This is a genomic window from Nostocoides sp. F2B08, assembly GCF_009184895.1.
In the GTDB taxonomy this organism is placed as follows: domain Bacteria; phylum Actinomycetota; class Actinomycetes; order Actinomycetales; family Dermatophilaceae; genus F2B08.
The window spans coordinates 433,428-450,659 of sequence record NZ_WESE01000004.1 but is presented as its reverse complement, the minus strand read 5'-3'; the positions used below and the strand labels follow the sequence as shown (position 1 = coordinate 450,659).

Here is a 17,232-nt window from a genome sequence, read left to right as displayed (position 1 = left end):
CCGTGTTCTCTCTGACAGAACAAGCATCCCCGCAGTCTACGGCGTCCGCCATCGGGTGGATAGGTGACGACTGGTGTGGGTGCGGGGCGGAAACCGCCCAACGGCGATGGCGCGAGTGGTGCAGCGGATTGGTCGCGCAGTCCGAAGCCAGCAGGACCACTGGCACCGCCACGCGCAATGGCCAGCAAACCATCTGTCGCACAAAGATTTTCGCGCCACAGTCCAGGGCCACGAGGGTAGGGGGCCAACGGCCGCCGCTGGGCCCGTGGAGGGTGGCATCTGGCATGCGATCCGAAATAAGTCGGTGTGACGGGTGGCACATCTGTGCTGTCATACTTTACAGTTGGGCTCGGTGGTGTTCACTCACACAATGTTTTGTTCATGACGAGACCGGCAACGTTGGCGGTCACGATGCGAGAGGCAGAAGCGATGAATCGCTCCACATCTGAGCCGGCCGGCCCGGTTGTCATCGAGGCGGAATCGATCGTGAAACGCTTCGGCGGAGCGGTCGCCGTCAACGACGTGAGCATCTCCGTGCGCGCCGGTGAGATCTATGGGCTGGTCGGCGAGAACGGTGCGGGAAAGTCGACGCTGATGCGCATCCTCGCCGGGATTCTGAGGCCGGATGAGGGTGAGGTCCGTGTCGAGGGGAAGGCGCTCCACGGCGGCGCGAAGGCGGCTCTGGAAGCGGGCATCGCGCTCGTGCACCAGGAGTTGAGCCTGGTCCCGGAGATGACCGGCGCCGAGAACATCATGCTGGGCTCGTTCCCCACCACAGCCGGCTTCATCCGGTCCGCGGACATGAAGAAGATCGCGGCCGACGCCATCGAAGAGATCGGCGTGCAGATCGACCTGGACGAGCCGATCGTGCGGCTCTCGGTCGCGCTACGCCAGTTCGTCGAGATCGCGCGGGCCGTCGCGCGCAAGCCCAAGGTGCTCATTCTCGACGAGCCGACGGCCACGTTGACGCCGGCCGAGACGGACCACCTCCTGGCGATGCTCCAGCGTCTCGCCGCCAAGGGCCTCTCGATCGTCTATATCTCCCACCGCATTCCCGAGATCTTCTCGATCTGTGATCGCGTCGCGGTCCTGAGGGACGGGAACCTCATCGAGATGATGGACATCGGTGAGACCACCCCCGACGACCTCGTCGACAAGATGGTCGGCCGCGACCTGAAGCTCGACCTCCAGATCCACCGCGAGAGCAACCCGGGTGACGTGGTGTTCTCAGCCCGCGGTATCCACGCGCCGGGCGTCGACGGCATCGATCTCGACGTGCGGGCCGGGGAGATCGTCGGACTCGGTGGTCTCGTTGGAGCGGGTCGAACCGAGTTCGTCCGCGCCGCTCTGGGGGTCGACCCCAAGACCGCCGGCACGGTGACGGTCACCACCGACGGTCGGTCCACGAAGATCGCGACGTACAGGGCAGCGGTTCGCAACGGGGTCGCCTACATCCCCGAGGAGCGCCGCACGGACGGGCTCGCGCTGAACATGTCGGTCGCGGACAACATCGCGCTCCCGAACCGGGCCCGTCTGTCCACCGGAAGCGTCCTCAAGCCGAAGATGATCGCGGAGTTCGCGACGAATCTCGCTGACTCCGTGGGTTTGCGGCCACCGGACATTCGCCGCGATGCCGGTGAGTACAGCGGCGGCAACCAGCAGAAGGTGGTGATCGCCAAGTGGCTCGGACGAGAGCCACGGGTGATCGTGCTCGACGAGCCGACGCGCGGCGTCGATGTCGGCGCCAAGACCGAGATCCACCGGCTCATCCGCGACCTGGCTGATCGCGGGGCCGCGGTCCTCGTTGTCAGCTCCGACCTTCCAGAGCTTCTGGATCTCTCCGATGTCGTTCACGTCATCCGAGACGGCCGGATCGCCGGGACCCTCAGCGGCGCTGAGGCGGACGAGAAGTCCGTCATGACCCTCGCTGCCGGAGGACGTCTGGTGGAGGCATCATGACCGAGACAGCCACGCCCCGCGAAACGCCGACGCGGCAGGCACCTTCCGAGACCGGCCCATCGCAACGTCGGGCGGCGCTCCTCCAGTGGATCGCCGAACGCGGGATCTTCGTGTTCACCGCGCTCCTGATCGTCTTCGCCGCCATCTTCGTCGACGGCTTCGCCTCGACCGTCAACATCACCGACGTCTTCCACCGAGCGGCACCCATCGGCATCGTCGCCGTCGGAATGACGTTCGTCGTCATCAGCGGCAACTACCTCGACCTGTCCGTGGTGGCGCAGGTCGCCACCTCCGCCGTCATCTTCATCGGCGTCAGCAACCTGTACGGCATCCCGCTCGCCGTGGGACTCGCGGTGCTCGTCGCGCTGCTCTACGGCGCCGTCAACGGCGTGGCCGTCGGGTACTTCAAGGCGAATGCCGTCATCGTGACACTGGCCACCACCTATGTTGGCCTGGGCCTGCTGCGGTGGCTCTCGGGCGGCAGCATCTTCTTCGGCCCGCCCGATGGTCCGATCAGGGCCATGGGTCAGATCAGGATCGGCCCCCTCCCGCTCTCCATGATCGTCCTGATCGTGATGGCGTTGGTATTGGCCTTCGTGCTGAACCGGACCACCTTCGGGTTCATGGTGCGCTGCGTCGGTTCGAACAAGGAGGCGACCCGGCTCGCGGGAGTCTCGACGCCACGTGTGGTGCTCGGCGCGTTCGTGATCACCGCCCTCGCTGCCATGATCGCCGGCTTCGTCCTCGCCGCCTTCTCCAATACCGCGGTGTCGACGATGTCCAGCGGCTTCGAGTTCCGCGCCCTCGCAGCCATCATCATCGGCGGCACCAGCGTCTTCGGTGGCCGGGGCAGCATCCTGCGCACGCTCTTGGGGGTCGTCTTCGTCAGCGTCCTGACCAACATCCTCGTGCTCTCCAATATCAGCTTCGGTTGGCAGCAGATCGCGATCGGAGCGTTGATCGCCGCCGCGGTGTCCGTCGACGCGCTAGCCAGAAGGGCGGCTCAGTGATGACCACGTCCCAGACCATGAGCCTCGGCGAGGCCACCACGGGTTTCTCGGCCAGGCTTCGGGCCGCCCTCGGGCGACGTACCGAGTGGCGCGCCATCATCTTGCTCGTGCTGGTCGTGGTGGGCGCGCTGATCTTCGCCCCCACGGTCTTCACCGCCTACCAGGTGACCCTGGGCTTCGTGGCCCTCATCGGGTTGATCGCCCTTGGCCTGACCGCGGTCATTCTCATGGGGGAGCTCGATCTCAGCGTCGCGAGCACGCTCGCCGTCTCGGGCGTGGTGATGGCCATGGTCCCGAACATCTTCCTGGGCGTGACGCTGGCGTTGCTCACCGGGTTGGTGATCGGAGCCGTCAACGCGTTCTTCGTCGTCAAGGTCGGGATCAACTCGTTCATCGCGACCCTCGGGATGCTGTTCGCGCTTCGGGGCCTCGCCTTCGTCCTCTCGGACGCCGAGCCCGTGCCGCTGACCGACATCGAGGCCGGCATCAGCTTCGGAATGCCGCTGATCGGACCCATCACTCCCCGAATCGTCCTGTTCGTGCTCGTGTTCATCGCGCTGCACGTCTTCGTGACCCGGGTCCGGGCCGGACGGGAGTTCTACGCGGTCGGTGGCAACCGACAGGCTGCCTACGACGCCGGGATCCCCGTCTCTCGTCGGCTGTTCACCGGCTTCATGATCTCGGGTTTCGTCGCCGCTCTGGCCGGTGTGATCAACACCCTCGAGCTCATCGCGGCGGATCCCACTGCCGGGTCCACGGCCCTGCTGGCGAGCTTCGCCGCCGCCATCATCGGCGGCGTCGCCCTCACCGGTGGACGTGGCTCCATCGTGGGCACGCTCCTCGGTGCACTCTCGCTCGGCATCCTGGGCGTCGGGCTGACCCTCGCCGGAGTGCAGGTCGATATTCAGCAGATCTTCATCGGCTCGGTGCTCTTCATCGCGGTGATCACCGACCCCGCCAGTCTTCGTGCAGCCGCAGGGAGTGTCGTCACGTTCCTGCAGTCCCGAAAATCCCAGACCGCCGTCTGAGGTGCGCTCACCGACTCCGGTGAGCTGTTCAACACACAGAGGAGAACACCATGCGCAACATCCGCATCATGACCGGAGCGGCCAGCCTGATCGCCATCGGACTGGTATCGGCCTGTTCCTCCAGCTCCGGCTCCGAAGAATCTTCATCGGATGCCAGCGGCGAGTACGAGGTCTACGCCCTTCTGCCGCAGGGCACCGACCAGCCGTACGGCACGACGTATCTGCCCGCAATGGAGGAAGAGGCGGCGAAGAACGGCATCAACCTGACGATCACGAACTCGCAGTATGACGCGGACAGGCAGGCGAGCGACTGCAGGGTGGCGGTCGCCGCCCGGCCGGACCTGATCATCCTGTGGCCGGCCGTGGGTGACACCGTCAGACCGTGCCTGGCCGCGGCGCAGGCGGCCGACATCCCGGTGACCGTCACGAACTCCGACGTCAACCCCGGCGACAAGGACCTGACCGCGGGGTACTCCGGCCCCGACACCTACGGCCAGGGCGCCGCCTCGGCGGAGATCATGTGTGAGCTGGCCGAGGGCAATCCGACCAACATCCTCATGGTCAACGGTCTCACCGGCAACTCCACGGCGATCAACCGTCGCGATGGCTTCGTCGAGACCATCGAGGCGGAATGCCCCAACGTCGAGATCCTGGCCGAGCAGCCGGGCAACTGGAACAAGGACGACTCCCAGACCGTCACCTCCGAGATGCTCACCTCGGTCGGAGCCGAGAACGTCGACGGCATCTTCGCCGCCGACGACACCATGGTGGCCGGAGCCATCGACGCACTGAGGGCGCAGGGCATCGATCCCCAGCCGCTGCTCATCACCTCCATCGGCAACACCGAGCTGGGCAACCCCTTGGTGAAGTCCGGTGACCTCGACGGCACCATCTTCCAGTCCTCCTCGTGGGACGGCCAGAACGCTGTGCTCGTGGCCAGCCAGGTGCTCGCAGGCGAGACGGTCGAGGAGGACCTGTTCATGCCGTCGGTCAAGGTCACCCAGGAGAACGCCGACGACCCCGAGGTCGCGCCGGAGTGGTGACGAGCCGCCCCGATCTCGGAGCAGCCGAGGCCTCACCCACAGGTCGGGCGGGGCATGTCCCTCAGTCCCGCCCGACCTGACCCCACCTGATCAGTCTTTGGAGAAGCGACCATGACCAGCACGACCCAGCTGACCCGGTCAGCTCCCGCTCTGGACTTCGACGCCAGGATGATCCCCGCCCATGGGCACATGGGTGTGGACTACGAGTCCCGTGTCGACTTCCACCGGCTCAGGGAGTACCGGCTCGGCCGGGCCATGGAAGCGTTGCGGAGCAGCGGATGCGGAGCCTTCCTGCTCTTCGACTTCTACAACATCCGCTACACGACCCAGACGTGGATCGGTGGCGCGCTCGGCGACAAGATGTCGCGCTACGCGCTCCTCACCGAAGACGGCAACCCCCATCTCTGGGACTTCGGCTCGGCGGCCAAGCATCACCGGCTCTTCTCGCCGTGGCTCGACGAGGACCGGTGCCGGGCCGGCATGCTCGGTCTTCGAGGTGCGATCAGTCCCGAGGTGGGGCTGATGAAAGAGGCTGTCACGACCATCAAGGGCCTGCTCGCCGATGCCGGGGTGGAGGGCGCTCCGATAGGTGTCGACATCGTGGAGCCGGCGTTCTTGTTCGAGATGCAGGCCCAGGGTCTGCACGTCGTGGACATCCAGCAGCACATGCTCGATGCCCGCTCGATCAAGTCCGTCGACGAGATCATGCTGCTCAGCCAGGCCGCGGCGATGGTCGACGGGGTGTACCAGGACATCGTCGACGTGCTCAAGCCCGGCATCCGCGAGAACGAGATCGTCGCGCTGGCCAGCAAGCGGCTCTACGAGATGGGCTCGGACCAGGTCGAGGCGATCAATGCGGTCTCCGGTGAACGGTGCAACCCGCACCCGCACAACTTCACCGACCGGCTCATCCGGCCCGGAGACCAGGCCTTCTTCGACATCATCCACTCGTTCAACGGCTACCGCACCTGCTACTACCGCACCTTCTCGGTGGGGATGTCCACCCAGCCGCAACACGATGCCTATGCGAAGGCGCGTGAGTGGATGGACGCCGCGATCAACACGGTGGCCGACGGGGTCGGCACCGACGAGGTTGCCGGACTCTGGCCCAGAGCGACCGACTTGGGGTTCGCCAGCGAGATGGACGCCTTCGGCCTCCAGTTCGGCCACGGTCTCGGTCTCGGCCTCCACGAGCGGCCGATCATCTCCCGGCTCAACAGCCTCTCGCACCCCGTCGAGATCAAGTCGGGCATGGTGTTCGCCCTGGAGACCTACTGCCCCGCCACCGACGGCGTATCCGCTGCCAGGATCGAGGAAGAGGTCGTCGTCACAGCCAAGGGCGCCGAGGTGTTGACTCGCTTCCCAGCACAAGAGCTCTTCGTCGCCAACCCGTACTAGTCAGCAAACCCCATCGCCGGGTGCCGCCGTTCGCGGCGCCTCGACCGACACGAGATCACCATCCGAAAGGACATTCGTCATGGACACCACCCGACTCTCCGGGAAGAACATCCTCATCACCGGCGCGGCCCAGGGCATGGGAGCGGCAGTAGCCGTCGAGTATGCCGCGCAGGGAGCCAAGGTCTGCCTCGGCGACATCAACGTCGAGGGTGCGGCCGCGGTCGCCCAGCAGATCCGCGATGACGGAGGCACCGCCACCCATGTCAGGCTCGACGTCAGCAGCGAGGAGGACGCGGCCGCCGCCGTGGCTCACACCGTTGCCGAGTTCGGCAGCATCAACGTGCTCGTCAACAACGCCGGCATCAACAAGCCGCTGTTCTTCCTCGACATCACGCGGGACAACTGGCAGCGGATCATGGACATCAACGCCTGGGGCACGTTGAACTGCATGCAGGCGGCGGCGCGCCAGATGAAGGAGCAGGGCAAGCAGGACTATCCCTACAAGATCATCAACGTCGGGTCGATCCTGTCCCGTGAGGCCTTCGACGACGTGGTCGTCTACTCGGCCAGCAAACACGCGGTCCTGGCGATGATCAAGGGCGGCGCCAAGGCGCTGATCGAGCACAACATCACCGTCAACGGCTACGGCCCGGGTGTGGTGCGCACCGAGCTGTGGGAGCAGCTGGACAAAGACCTCGTGGCGATCGGCAAGTTCGACAAGCCCGGTGAGTCGATGGACAGCCTGGCCGAGAACATGATCCTGATGAAGCGCTACTCCTATCCGGAGGACGTGGTGGGCACCGCCTCCTTCCTGGCCAGCGCCGACAGTGACTACATGACCGGTCAGCTCATCATGATCGACGGAGGCATGGTCATCCAGTGACCGTGACCCGACCCCGGTCCTCCTGCACGCACTCGTTCGAATGAGGGGTACCGACATGGCAATTCTCCAGGCTCGCCGCGAGCTGCTCATCGGCGGGGAGTGGGTCCGCACCACCGGCCGTCTCGAGGTGCACGACCCGGCGACCGGGGAGGTCCTCGCCGACATCGCCGACGCGACAGCACAGGAGGCCCTGCAAGCGGTCGGCGCCGCCCACGACGCCTTCGGCTCCTGGTCGCAGACCTCCGCCCGGCAGCGGGCCGAGATCCTCCGCCGGTCGTTCGAGATCATGACCGCCGAGATCGAGGACTGCGCACGGCTGATCTGCCTCGAGAACGGCAAGGCGTGGGGCGACGCTCTCGGGGAGGCCACGTATGCCGCCGAGTTCTTCCGCTGGTTCTCGGAGGAAGCTTGCCGCATCGCCGGTGACTTCCGATACGCCCCCAACGGTGACAAGACCATCATCGTCGACCACCGCCCGATGGGCGTGGCCTACATGATCACACCGTGGAACTTCCCCGCAGCCATGGCGACCCGCAAGCTCGCCCCGGCGCTGGCCGCAGGATGCACCGCCGTGCTCAAACCCGCGGCCGAGACCCCGTTGACCGCGCTGTGGGTCGCCGACGTGGTGCAACGAGCGGGGGCTCCGGCCGGTGTGGTCAACGTGGTCACCACCTCGCAGGCCGGACCCGTCTCCGAAGCGGTGCTCGCCGATCCGAGGACGGCGACCCTGTCCTTCACGGGATCGACGTACGTCGGCAAGCTGTTGCTCGGCCAGACCGCTCGGCGGGTGCTGCCCTCCTCGATGGAGCTCGGCGGCAACGCCCCGCTGATCGTCCTCGAAGGCACCGACGTCGGCCGGGCGGTCGAGGGCGCGATGGTGGCCAAGATGCGCAACGGCGGGAGTGCCTGTACTGCTGCGAACCGCATGTACGTCCACGAGTCCGTGGCCGAGAACTTCTCGGAGCAGCTGCAGACTGCGCTGGCCTCGCTGCGCATCGGGCCCGGCATCGACCGGACCAACGACCTCGGAGCGATGGTGAGTCTGAAGGAGCGGGACAAGGTCCTGGACCTGGTGGCCGCGGCCGAGGGTGAGGGCGCGCAGGCCGTGGCGGTCTCGCAGGCCCCGGTCTCGGGTGCCTTCCTGGCTCCCCGGGTGGTGCGCGGTGTCGAACACGGATCGGTCCTGACCCGATCGGAGATCTTCGGACCCGTGGCACCGATCGTCACGTTCAGCGACACCGACGAGGCCGTCCGGATGGCCAACGACACCGAGTACGGCCTGATCTCCTACGTGTTCGCCCGAGACAACGGGCAGGGCATCGAGGTGGCCCGTCGGCTCGAGTCCGGGATGGTCGCGGTCAACCGGGGCGTGGCCTCGGACCCGGCCGCCCCCTTCGGCGGCATGAAGGAGTCCGGCCTCGGCCGCGAGGGCGGCTTCGCCGGCATCCACGAGTTCCTGGAGACCCAGTACTTCGCCGTGGACCTCTAGAGATCCACCGACTCTTCAGGACAACTGACTGTTCAGGACATCAGTTCCGGATGCCGGCTCAGCTCGAGCCGAGTGCGCCGGATGTGCATGGTCAGCACGGTCGAGGCGTTGTCGAGGTCCCGCGCGGCCGCCGCCTCGATCAGCAGCCGGTGCTCGGCGTTGATGATCCACGCCCGCTCCGTCCCGGCCATTCGGGCGAAGGCACGGCGGTAGTGCTGGGTGGTGTCCCAGAGGCGCTCGACCATGAGGCACAGCTGCGGTGCCTGGGCGCCCGCATAGGAGGACCAGTGGAACTCGCGATCGAGGACCATGAACTCCTCGACGTCGCTGGTGGCCTCGATCTCAGCCTGAGTCCCGCGCATCCGGTCGAGGTCACTCTCGGCAAGATGGGGCAGGCTCTCGCGCAGCAGAAGGGGCTCGATCTGCTCCCGGATCTGGTACGTCAGGGCGAGGTCGTGCAGGCTCATCGTCGCGACCCACGCGCCGGAGTTGGCCCGAAGTGTGACCAGGCCCCGGGACTCGAGGATCCGCAACGCCTCCCGGACAGGGATCCGGCTCGTGTTCAGCTCGTCGGCGAGCTCATCCTGCTTGATCCGGGCACCCGGCGCCAGCTCGCCGGCCAGGATCCGTTGAGCGAGGACTTCCGCGATCCGCTGACTGGCGACCGGGGAAGGGGGGCTGGGGGGCATGGGATCTCCAGAGGTGCTCCGTCACTCGAAGGCAGACGGGTCGTGGTCGAACGCCTTGCCTCCGGGGTAGGAGACTAGCTCGAACTGCATACCCCACGGGCTGAGGAAGTAGACCCAGCGCTGCCCCGCACTCGGGCCCCTGCTCGCGGTGGGTTCTCCCAGCACGGTGAGCCCGTTCGCATGCAGGGCGGCCAGCGCCGAGTCGAGGTCTTCGACGTAGATGGCGACATGGTGCCCACCGACGTCACTGTTGCGCGGCGGCGCCAGCACCTGGCCCGGAGCGCGGTACTGGAAGACCTCGAAGACCGCCTGTCCACCGAGTCGGTAGAAGTGCAGACGCTCCATCACGGCGGCGTCCTCGACGCCGAGGTGCTCGCTCATCCAGTGCCCCGTCGGGTCCTGGTACGGCCCTAGCCGGTAGAGGTACTCACACCCCAGGACGCCGACGAAGAACTCGTGCGCAGCGGCCAGGTCCGGGACCGTGATCCCGATGTGGTCCACCCCGCGGACCCCGGGAAGTCGTGTGACCGTCATCTCGTCTCCTCCTTGCAATGTATCCATTACGACCCTAGAGTGAGAGTACTGCATGCTCGCGCTTCTTCTTGGGTGTGCCTCACGGGATACAATCACTTCCTGATAGTTGGAGGATCAGATGCCGAGCCACCGCGATCTCACAGCCGCCTCCTCCTGGGTGCAGCTGACGACGGATGACGCGGACTGGGCATCCGCCGATCCTGACGTCCTGCTCCAGCTGCTCGGTCGGGCCCAGTGGATCCGATCCTTCGAGGAGTACGTCCTCGAGCTCGCCGGACAGTCGCTCATCCACGGCCCCGCTCACTCGAGCGTGGGCCAAGAGGGAGGCGCGGTGGGGTCGGTGCTACCGCTGCGGTCCGACGACTTCGTCAACGGGTCCCACCGCGGGCATCACCAGTTCCTGGCCAAGGCGTTCGGCCATGTGGTCGTCCCCAAGGCCGGCGCGCTGCCTGAGCTGACGCCGCAGGTGCACGAGGTCCTTCGCCGGACCCTGAGCGAGATCTGCGGCCTGGCCGACGGGTTCTGCCGTGGTCGCGGTGGCTCCATGCACCTTCAGTGGCGCGAAGCCGGAGCCATGGGAACCAATGCCATCGTCGGTGGCGGGGTGCCCCAGGCGGCGGGCTTCGCCTTCAACCAGCGGCAGGCGGGCACGGACGCTGTGTCGGTGACCTACTTCGGCGACGGCGCCGTCAACATCGGGTCTGTGCTAGAGACCTTCAACCTCGCGGCCGCATGGAGGCTCCCGGTCTGCTTCTTCATCGAGAACAACCAGTACGCCGTCTCCACTCCCGTGTCGAAGTCCACCGCCGAGCCGCGGCTCTCGGCCCGCGGGCTGGGCTTCAACATCCCCAGCTGGCGTGTGGATGGCATGGACGCCCTGGCGGTCCACGCCGCGATGAACGAAGCACTCGCGCACATGCGGGTGGGCAACGGACCCACGATCATCGAGGCGGACCTGTACCGCTTCTACCACCAGAACGGCGCGTTCCCCGGCTCTGCCTTCGGCTACCGCGACAAGGCCGAGGAGGCGGCGTGGCGTGAGCGCGACCCGATCGCACAGCTGCGCCGGCAGGTGATCGCTCGTGAGCTCCTCACCGAGGATGAGATCGAGGCCTCGGTGGCCGAGGTGGACTCGGTGATGCGGGAGATCGGTGACACGCTCCTGGAGCCCGTCCCAGGCGGCAAGCCCAACGAGCGCCGCATCATCGCCGACCTGTGGCCTGACACGAGCTTCGTCGACGTCGGCATCCGCGGTGACCTCTCCGAACTCGATGGCTCGCGGTACGAGGACGTCGACTCCTTCACCGGTGAACTCGCGGACCGCCGGTTCATCGATCTCGTCAGCGACGTCATGGCGCGTCGGATGGAGACCGACGACTCGGTCGTGGTGATGGGTGAGGACGTCGACGGTCTGAAAGGTGGCACCAACGGTGCCACCAAGAAGGCTCTCGAACTGTTCCCCGAGCGGGTCCTCGGCACACCCATCAGCGAGAACGCCTTCGCCGGCCTCGGCGGCGGGATGGCGCTCGACGGTCGGTTCAAGCCGGTGGTCGAGTTCATGTACGCCGACTTCATGTGGGTCGCCGCCGACCAGCTCTTCAACCAGGTCGCCAAGGCGCGGCACATGTTCGGAGGCGAGAGCGCTGTCCCGTTCGTCCTGCGCCAGAAACTCGCCGCGGGCACCGGTTATGGCTCCCAGCACTCCATGGACCCGGCGGGGATACTCGCGACCGCGCCCGGTCTGCGCGTCGTGGCCCCCTCGACACCCTTCGACTACGTCGGTCTCATGAACACCGCCCTGGCGTGCGCCGACCCGGTCGTCGTCCTCGAGCACGTGGATCTCTACACCACCAAGGGGGCCGCTCCCGTGGACGACCTCGACTACCTGATCCCGGTGGGTAGAGCAGCCGTGCGCCGCGAGGGGTCGGACCTGACCGTGATCTCCTACCTGAGCATGGTCGGACACTGCCTGGAGGCGCTGGACCAGGTCCCCGAGGTCTCCGCGGATCTGATCGACCTCCGCTGGCTGGACCGTGCGTCGCTGGACTGGGAGACCATCGAGGCCAGCGTGAAGAAGACCAACCGCGTCCTCATCGTCGAGCAGGGGGCCACAGGCACCTCCTACGGCGGCTGGCTGGCCGATGAGATCCAGCGCCGCCTCTTCGACTGGCTCGACGCGCCCATCGAGCGGGTCACCGGCGCCGAAGCCTCGCCCAGCATCAGCAAGGTTCTGGAGCGGGCCGCCATAGCCAAGACCGACGAGGTGGTGGCCGCGCTGCGCGTCATCGCCGCCGCCTGACCCAGAACAGATACGAGGAGCACGTCATGGCTGAGTTACTGCTCGTGCCCGAGGTCGCCGCGGGCGCCACCGAAGTCGTCATCTCCGAATGGCTGGTCCAACCCGGCCAGGAGTTCACGGCCGGGGAACCACTGGCCGTCATCGAGACCGAGAAGGCGGTCGTCGAGGTCGAGGCCGAGACCAGCGCCACCCTGTTGAAGGTCCTCGTCTCCGGCGGCAGCCAGATCGACGTCGGCTCGCCCATGGCACTCCTGGGGACATCGGAAGAGGTCGGGCTCGACCTGGAGTCACTGCTGGCGGGGCTCGGCGCGTCCGCACCCGACCAGACGTCCGCGCCCCCTCGGCGGGAGGTGCCCGAGCCGGACGCCGCGCCGACGGAGCGGCGGTTCATCAGCCCCATCGCACGCAAGCGCCTCCGGGATGCCGGCCTGACCCCCGACGGCATCACGGGCACCGGACCGAACGGGCGGATCGTGCGTCGCGACGTCGAGACCGCGATCGCCACGGCCGGCTCGGCCAGCGCCGGTGCCGACGACGTGCCCCCTCACCGGCGAAACGCCGATCAGCCGGATCAGCAGCACGCCGCCCCCGCGACCGAGGTCGCCGACTGGACCGACGTTCCACACACCCGGCTGCGACGGGCGGTCGCGACCAGGCTGACCCAGAGCAAGCAGGAGATCCCGCACTTCTACCTCAGGCGCTCCGCCGCGATCGACGAGCTGCTCGCGCTGCGAACCCAGCTCAACGAGCACGCGCCGGCGAAGATCTCGGTCAACGACTTCATCATTCGCGCGGTCGCCGTCGCGCACCGCGAGGTGCCGGAGGCGAACGTCATCTGGACCGACGAGGCGATGCGACGGTTCGACAGTGTCGACATCTCGGTCGCGATCGCCTCCGAGCGTGGGCTTGTCACTCCAGTGCTGCGCGGGGTCGAGTCACGCTCCCTGAGCGCCATCTCGGCCTCGGTGAAAGCCTTCGTCGAGCAGGCCGACGCGGGCCGCCTCCAGCAGAAGGACCTCGAGGGCGGCTCGATCAGCGTGACCAACCTGGGCATGTTCGGCGTCGAGGAGTTCTCCGCGATCATCAACCCTCCGCAGTCGGCCATCCTCGCGGTCGGGGCGGGAACGCCGACCCCCTGCGTGGTCGACGGCGCGGTCATCGCGGTCACGACGGTCAAGCTGGTTCTCTCCGTCGACCACCGCGCCATCGACGGTGCGCTGGCGGCCCGCTGGATGGCCGCGCTGGTCACAGTTCTCGAGAACCCGCTCCGTCTCGTCCTCTGACAGCCGGACACGAGCGCGCACGTCATCAGGCGAAGGAGAGACCATGACCCACGAGTTCGACATCGTCATCCTCGGCGCCGGCAGCGGCGGCTATGCCTGCGCGTTGCGAGCCGCTCAGCTCGGCATGTCGGTCGCCCTGATCGAGCGCGACCGCGTCGGGGGCACCTGCCTGCACAGCGGCTGTGTGCCGACGAAGGCCCTGCTGCACAGCGCCGAGCTCGCCGACGGTGCGCGGGACGGTGCGGCGTACGGCATCCGGTCCCGTTTCGACGGAGTCGACATGGCCGGCGTCAACGCGTTCAAGGACCGAGTCGTGACGCGGCTCCATCAGGGGCTGCAGGGTCTGATCACCTCTGCCGGTATCACCCACGTCGAGGGTGAGGGGCACCTCGTCGACGCAACCACCGTCGAGGTCGACGGCGTGGCCTATGTCGGTGGCGACCTGGTCCTGGCGACGGGCTCCTACGCCCGCACCCTTCCCGGCGTGGAGATCGGAGAGCGGGTGATGACCAGCGACGGGGCGCTCACGCTGACCGACGTGCCCGAGCGGGCGGTCATCGTCGGCGGCAGCGTCATCGGGGTGGAGTTCGCTTCGGTCTGGCGCTCGTTCGGCGCCGACGTCACCGTCATCGAGGCGATGCCGAGTCTGGTCCCCTTGGAGGACCCGTCCCTGGGTAAGCACCTGGAACGTGTGTTCCGCCAGCGCGGAATCGACGTGCGGACGGCGACCCGCTTCGAGAGCATCACAGATCTCGACGGCGAGGTGCAGGTCAACCTCGAGGGTGGCAACGCCGTCGTCGCCGATCTCGTGCTCGTCGCCGTCGGCCGCGGGCCGTCATCCTCGGGCCTCGGTCTCGAGGATCACGGTGTCCGGCTCGACCGAGGCTGGGTAACGACCGACGAGCGGCTGCAGACCAGCGTCCCCCACGTCTACGCGGTCGGCGACCTGGTGCCAGGGCTGCAACTCGCGCACCGCGGGTTCGCACACGGCATCTTCGTCGCCGAGGAGATCGCAGGCCTGTCTCCTGAGCCCATCGACGACTCCCGCATTCCGCGAGTGACCTACTGCCACCCGGAGATCGCCTCGGTCGGCCTGACCGAGCCGGAGGCCCGCGAACGGTTCGGCGAGGTGCAGGTCTATCAGTACAACCTCGGTGGCAACGGCAAGAGCCAGATCCTCGACACCGCCGGATTCGTGAAGGTGATCCGAGAACTGGATGGTCCGATCATCGGTGTCCACCTGATCGGCGACCGGATGGGTGAGCAGATCGGCGAGGCGACGCTCATGGTCGGCTGGGAGGCGTTCCCCGAGGACGTGGCCCGGTTCGTCCATGCTCATCCGACCCAGAACGAGTCCCTCGGCGAGGCAGCACTGGCGCTGGCCGGACAGCCGCTCCACGCCCACGCCTGAGTGCCGGAATCCACAGCACGCGAAGCGGCGGCCGGGCTCGGCGCAGCGCCGGCAGCGCGCGGTGTTCGCCTATAGCCCCCGCCTCGGGCTGGACGACTGCACCGCTGAAACGCCCCCTCGTGTCACCTCTTGTCGCCGGTTCCCGCGGCGTCGTGGCGAGGCTCCGTCGGCACGCCGGAGACGAGGGTGGCCGAGCTCTCCGTGCTGACCCTGCTCTCCGCCAGGGGAGCGGGGTGGGCCGCCCGCTCTTCGACCTGTCCGACGACGTCCAGGAGCTCCAAGGCCTGCGCACCGGGAGCGTATGCGGTGAGCGAGAGAGCCGCTGCGGCCGCCAGTGCGGCGATGGTGCGAGAGCGGGAGCGCTGGTCCATGAGGTCCTCGGTCGGTGGGTCGGACTGGATCGGACTGCAGGTCGAATCGGGCTCGGTCATCGCGATGAGCCACTGCTGATCGATGACCACCTGTAAGTCGCTGTCAATCGAGTCCACCGCCGCCCCCTGGAGACCACCTCAGCCGCGGCTGGGAATCGGCTGTGAGGTCCGGTCGGGCCCGTGCTTGGACCGCGCTCACCCCCCGGACCTTCGAAGGTCGAGGTGGTATACGTGGCCTCGTGCCTGACCGTCGACCTGTCCCGAGTCAGCCGCTCACCCCGCCGACGTCGGCCGCCCGCCCAGCGCTCACGTACGGCCGGCTCAGGGGGCGGACGTGCATACCGCGACGTGCGCAGGAGGAGGTGTGTCGCCGATGACCGTGCACGAATCGGTCACGGGCCCCACCCCCGACGAACAGCGGCTGATGCAGCGCCGCCTCGAGAAGTTCATGCTCGAGTACGAGTTCGCACTTCGAGAGGTCGAGACCATCGTCGGCATCCTCAGTGACGAGTTCGCGCACATGCACGACTACAACCCCATCGAGCATGTGTCCGGTCGGGTGAAGTCGGCCGACAGCATCATCGCCAAGGTCGCCCGCAAGGGCCTCGCGCCGCCCGGGACGCTGCCGGACCTCGACGTCGTCCGTGCATCCATCACCGACATCGCCGGAATCCGGGTGACCTGCAGCTTCGTCGACGACGCATATCGGCTGTTCGACCTGCTCACCCGGCACCGCGACATCACGGTGCTGCAGGTCAAGGACTACATCGCCCAGCCCAAGCCCAGCGGCTACAAGAGCCTGCACGCCGTCGTCGAGACCCCGGTGCTGCTGTCGACGGGGCACGTCCGCATCCCGGTCGAGATCCAGTTCCGCACCGTCGCGATGGACTTCTGGGCCAGCCTGGAGCACAAGATCCACTACAAGTTCGACGGGGAGGTCCCCGACCGCGTCCGCGCCGAGCTCCGTGACGTCGCGCAGGCCGCTGCAGACCTCGATGCGCGGATGCTGCGGGTGCATCGCGAGGTGCATGGCATCCGCTCCGACGAGACCTGATCTCTGCGGCCGTCCGCAACGGTCCCGACATGGGCAGGACGGTCAGAGGCCGACCGTTGTGCCGAGCGCCGTGCCCACCGCATACGTGACCGCCATCGCCAGCGCCCCGCCGATGACGAGCCGGGCCACCGCCCGTCCGGACCGGGCGCCACCGAGGCGGGCGCTGACCGAGCCTGTCAGGGCGAGAGCCAGGATGACCAGGGCGAAGGTCGCCGGGATCCGCACCGATGGTGGGGCCAGCACGATCGCCAGGAGGGGGAGCAGCGCCCCGATCGTGAACGAGGCGGCAGACGAGATCGCGGCGTGCAACGGGTTGGTGAGCTCGTCCGGGTCGATCCCCAGCTCGGCGTCGACGTGGGCGGCGAAGACGTCATGGGCTGTCAGCTCCTCGGCCACCAGCCGAGCCGTCGTGGGCGTCAGACCCTTGGCCCGGTAGAGCCCGACGAGCTCCTCGAGCTCCGCCTCGGGGTCCTCGGCCAGCTCGGTCGCCTCGCGGGCCAGTGTCGCGCGCTCGCTGTCGCGTTGACTGCTCACCGACACGTACTCGCCGAGCGCCATCGACACCGCGCCGGCCACCAGCCCCGCGACCCCGGCCGTGAGGATCGGACCCCTGGCCGACGTGGCACCGGCGACGCCGACGACCAGTCCGGCGGTGGAGACGATGCCGTCGTTGGCGCCCAGGACTCCCGCGCGAAGCCAGTTGAGCCTGGCCGCCGCGCCCGGACGGTGCGGCTCTCCCGCGTGTGGGGCGGGAGGCGGGGTCGGGGTGTCGCTCATGTGG

General features: G+C 67.6%; 15 protein-coding genes. 11 read left to right on the top strand and 4 right to left on the bottom strand.

Going from position 1 to position 17,232, the window contains the following annotated elements; all coding sequences use genetic code 11:
• The first annotated feature begins 429 nt into the window (after positions 1-429).
• From GA707_RS11920 to GA707_RS11890, 7 genes are all read left to right on the top strand, one after another.
• The gene (locus GA707_RS11920; protein ID WP_152178640.1) at positions 430-1,959 is read left to right on the top strand and encodes a sugar ABC transporter ATP-binding protein; all 1,530 of its coding nucleotides are present in this window, start codon (positions 430-432) and stop codon (positions 1,957-1,959) included.
• Positions 1,956-2,969 (top strand): ABC transporter permease, encoded by a 1,014-nt coding sequence (locus GA707_RS11915; RefSeq protein WP_152178639.1) that lies wholly within the window; start codon positions 1,956-1,958, stop codon positions 2,967-2,969. The genes GA707_RS11920 and GA707_RS11915 overlap by 4 nt, the downstream gene beginning before the upstream one ends.
• Positions 2,969-3,997 carry an ABC transporter permease gene (locus GA707_RS11910; RefSeq protein WP_152178638.1) on the top strand — a complete coding sequence of 343 codons (1,029 nt, stop codon included), beginning with the start codon at positions 2,969-2,971 and terminating at the stop codon, positions 3,995-3,997. Before GA707_RS11915 ends, GA707_RS11910 begins: the two co-directional genes overlap by 1 nt.
• A 50-nt stretch (positions 3,998-4,047) precedes the next feature.
• Positions 4,048-5,040 carry a sugar ABC transporter substrate-binding protein gene (locus GA707_RS11905; RefSeq protein WP_152178637.1) on the top strand — a complete coding sequence of 331 codons (993 nt, stop codon included), beginning with the start codon at positions 4,048-4,050 and terminating at the stop codon, positions 5,038-5,040.
• A 111-nt stretch (positions 5,041-5,151) separates the two neighbouring features.
• Entirely contained in the window at positions 5,152-6,438 is a 1,287-nt protein-coding gene (locus GA707_RS11900; RefSeq protein ID WP_152178636.1) for a Xaa-Pro peptidase family protein, read from the top strand.
• Between the two features lie 79 nt (positions 6,439-6,517).
• The gene (locus GA707_RS11895) at positions 6,518-7,321 is read left to right on the top strand and encodes an SDR family NAD(P)-dependent oxidoreductase (protein ID WP_152178635.1); all 804 of its coding nucleotides are present in this window, start codon (positions 6,518-6,520) and stop codon (positions 7,319-7,321) included.
• A 55-nt stretch (positions 7,322-7,376) separates the two neighbouring features.
• The gene (locus GA707_RS11890; protein WP_226963741.1) at positions 7,377-8,810 is read left to right on the top strand and encodes an NAD-dependent succinate-semialdehyde dehydrogenase; all 1,434 of its coding nucleotides are present in this window, start codon (positions 7,377-7,379) and stop codon (positions 8,808-8,810) included.
• 32 nt (positions 8,811-8,842) lie between these two features.
• Here the strand turns inward: GA707_RS11890 and GA707_RS11885 are convergent, their stop codons facing one another.
• Both GA707_RS11885 and GA707_RS11880 read right to left on the bottom strand, forming a co-directional pair.
• Entirely contained in the window at positions 8,843-9,499 is a 657-nt protein-coding gene (locus GA707_RS11885) for a GntR family transcriptional regulator (RefSeq protein ID WP_152178633.1), read from the bottom strand.
• Between the two features lie 21 nt (positions 9,500-9,520).
• Positions 9,521-10,033, bottom strand: a complete 513-nt coding sequence (locus GA707_RS11880) for a VOC family protein (protein ID WP_152178632.1) — start codon at positions 10,031-10,033, stop codon at positions 9,521-9,523.
• 118 nt (positions 10,034-10,151) lie between these two features.
• Between GA707_RS11880 and GA707_RS11875 the strand changes: the two genes are divergently transcribed.
• From GA707_RS11875 to lpdA, 3 genes are read left to right on the top strand one after another with little or no spacing between them, the layout of a single operon-like run.
• On the top strand, positions 10,152-12,332 hold the full coding sequence (locus GA707_RS11875; RefSeq protein WP_152178631.1) for a thiamine pyrophosphate-dependent enzyme: 2,181 nt from the start codon (positions 10,152-10,154) through the stop codon (positions 12,330-12,332).
• Between the two features lie 26 nt (positions 12,333-12,358).
• Positions 12,359-13,615 (top strand): dihydrolipoamide acetyltransferase family protein, encoded by a 1,257-nt coding sequence (locus GA707_RS11870; RefSeq protein WP_152178630.1) that lies wholly within the window; start codon positions 12,359-12,361, stop codon positions 13,613-13,615.
• A gap of 43 nt (positions 13,616-13,658) precedes the next feature.
• Entirely contained in the window at positions 13,659-15,026 is a 1,368-nt protein-coding gene (lpdA, locus tag GA707_RS11865; RefSeq protein ID WP_152178629.1) for a dihydrolipoyl dehydrogenase, read from the top strand.
• Between the two features lie 122 nt (positions 15,027-15,148).
• On the opposite strand, the gene GA707_RS11860 is transcribed toward lpdA, so the two are convergent.
• A complete protein-coding gene (locus tag GA707_RS11860) occupies positions 15,149-15,514 on the bottom strand; it encodes a hypothetical protein (protein ID WP_152178628.1) in 366 nt (121 codons plus the stop codon).
• A 256-nt stretch (positions 15,515-15,770) separates the two neighbouring features.
• Here GA707_RS11860 and GA707_RS11855 point away from each other — a divergent pair, with 256 nt between their 5' ends.
• Positions 15,771-16,451, top strand: a complete 681-nt coding sequence (locus tag GA707_RS11855; protein WP_152178627.1) for a GTP pyrophosphokinase family protein — start codon at positions 15,771-15,773, stop codon at positions 16,449-16,451.
• A 42-nt stretch (positions 16,452-16,493) separates the two neighbouring features.
• On the opposite strand, the gene GA707_RS11850 is transcribed toward GA707_RS11855, so the two are convergent.
• Positions 16,494-17,228 (bottom strand): VIT family protein, encoded by a 735-nt coding sequence (locus tag GA707_RS11850; RefSeq protein WP_152178626.1) that lies wholly within the window; start codon positions 17,226-17,228, stop codon positions 16,494-16,496.
• Positions 17,229-17,232 lie beyond the last annotated feature (4 nt).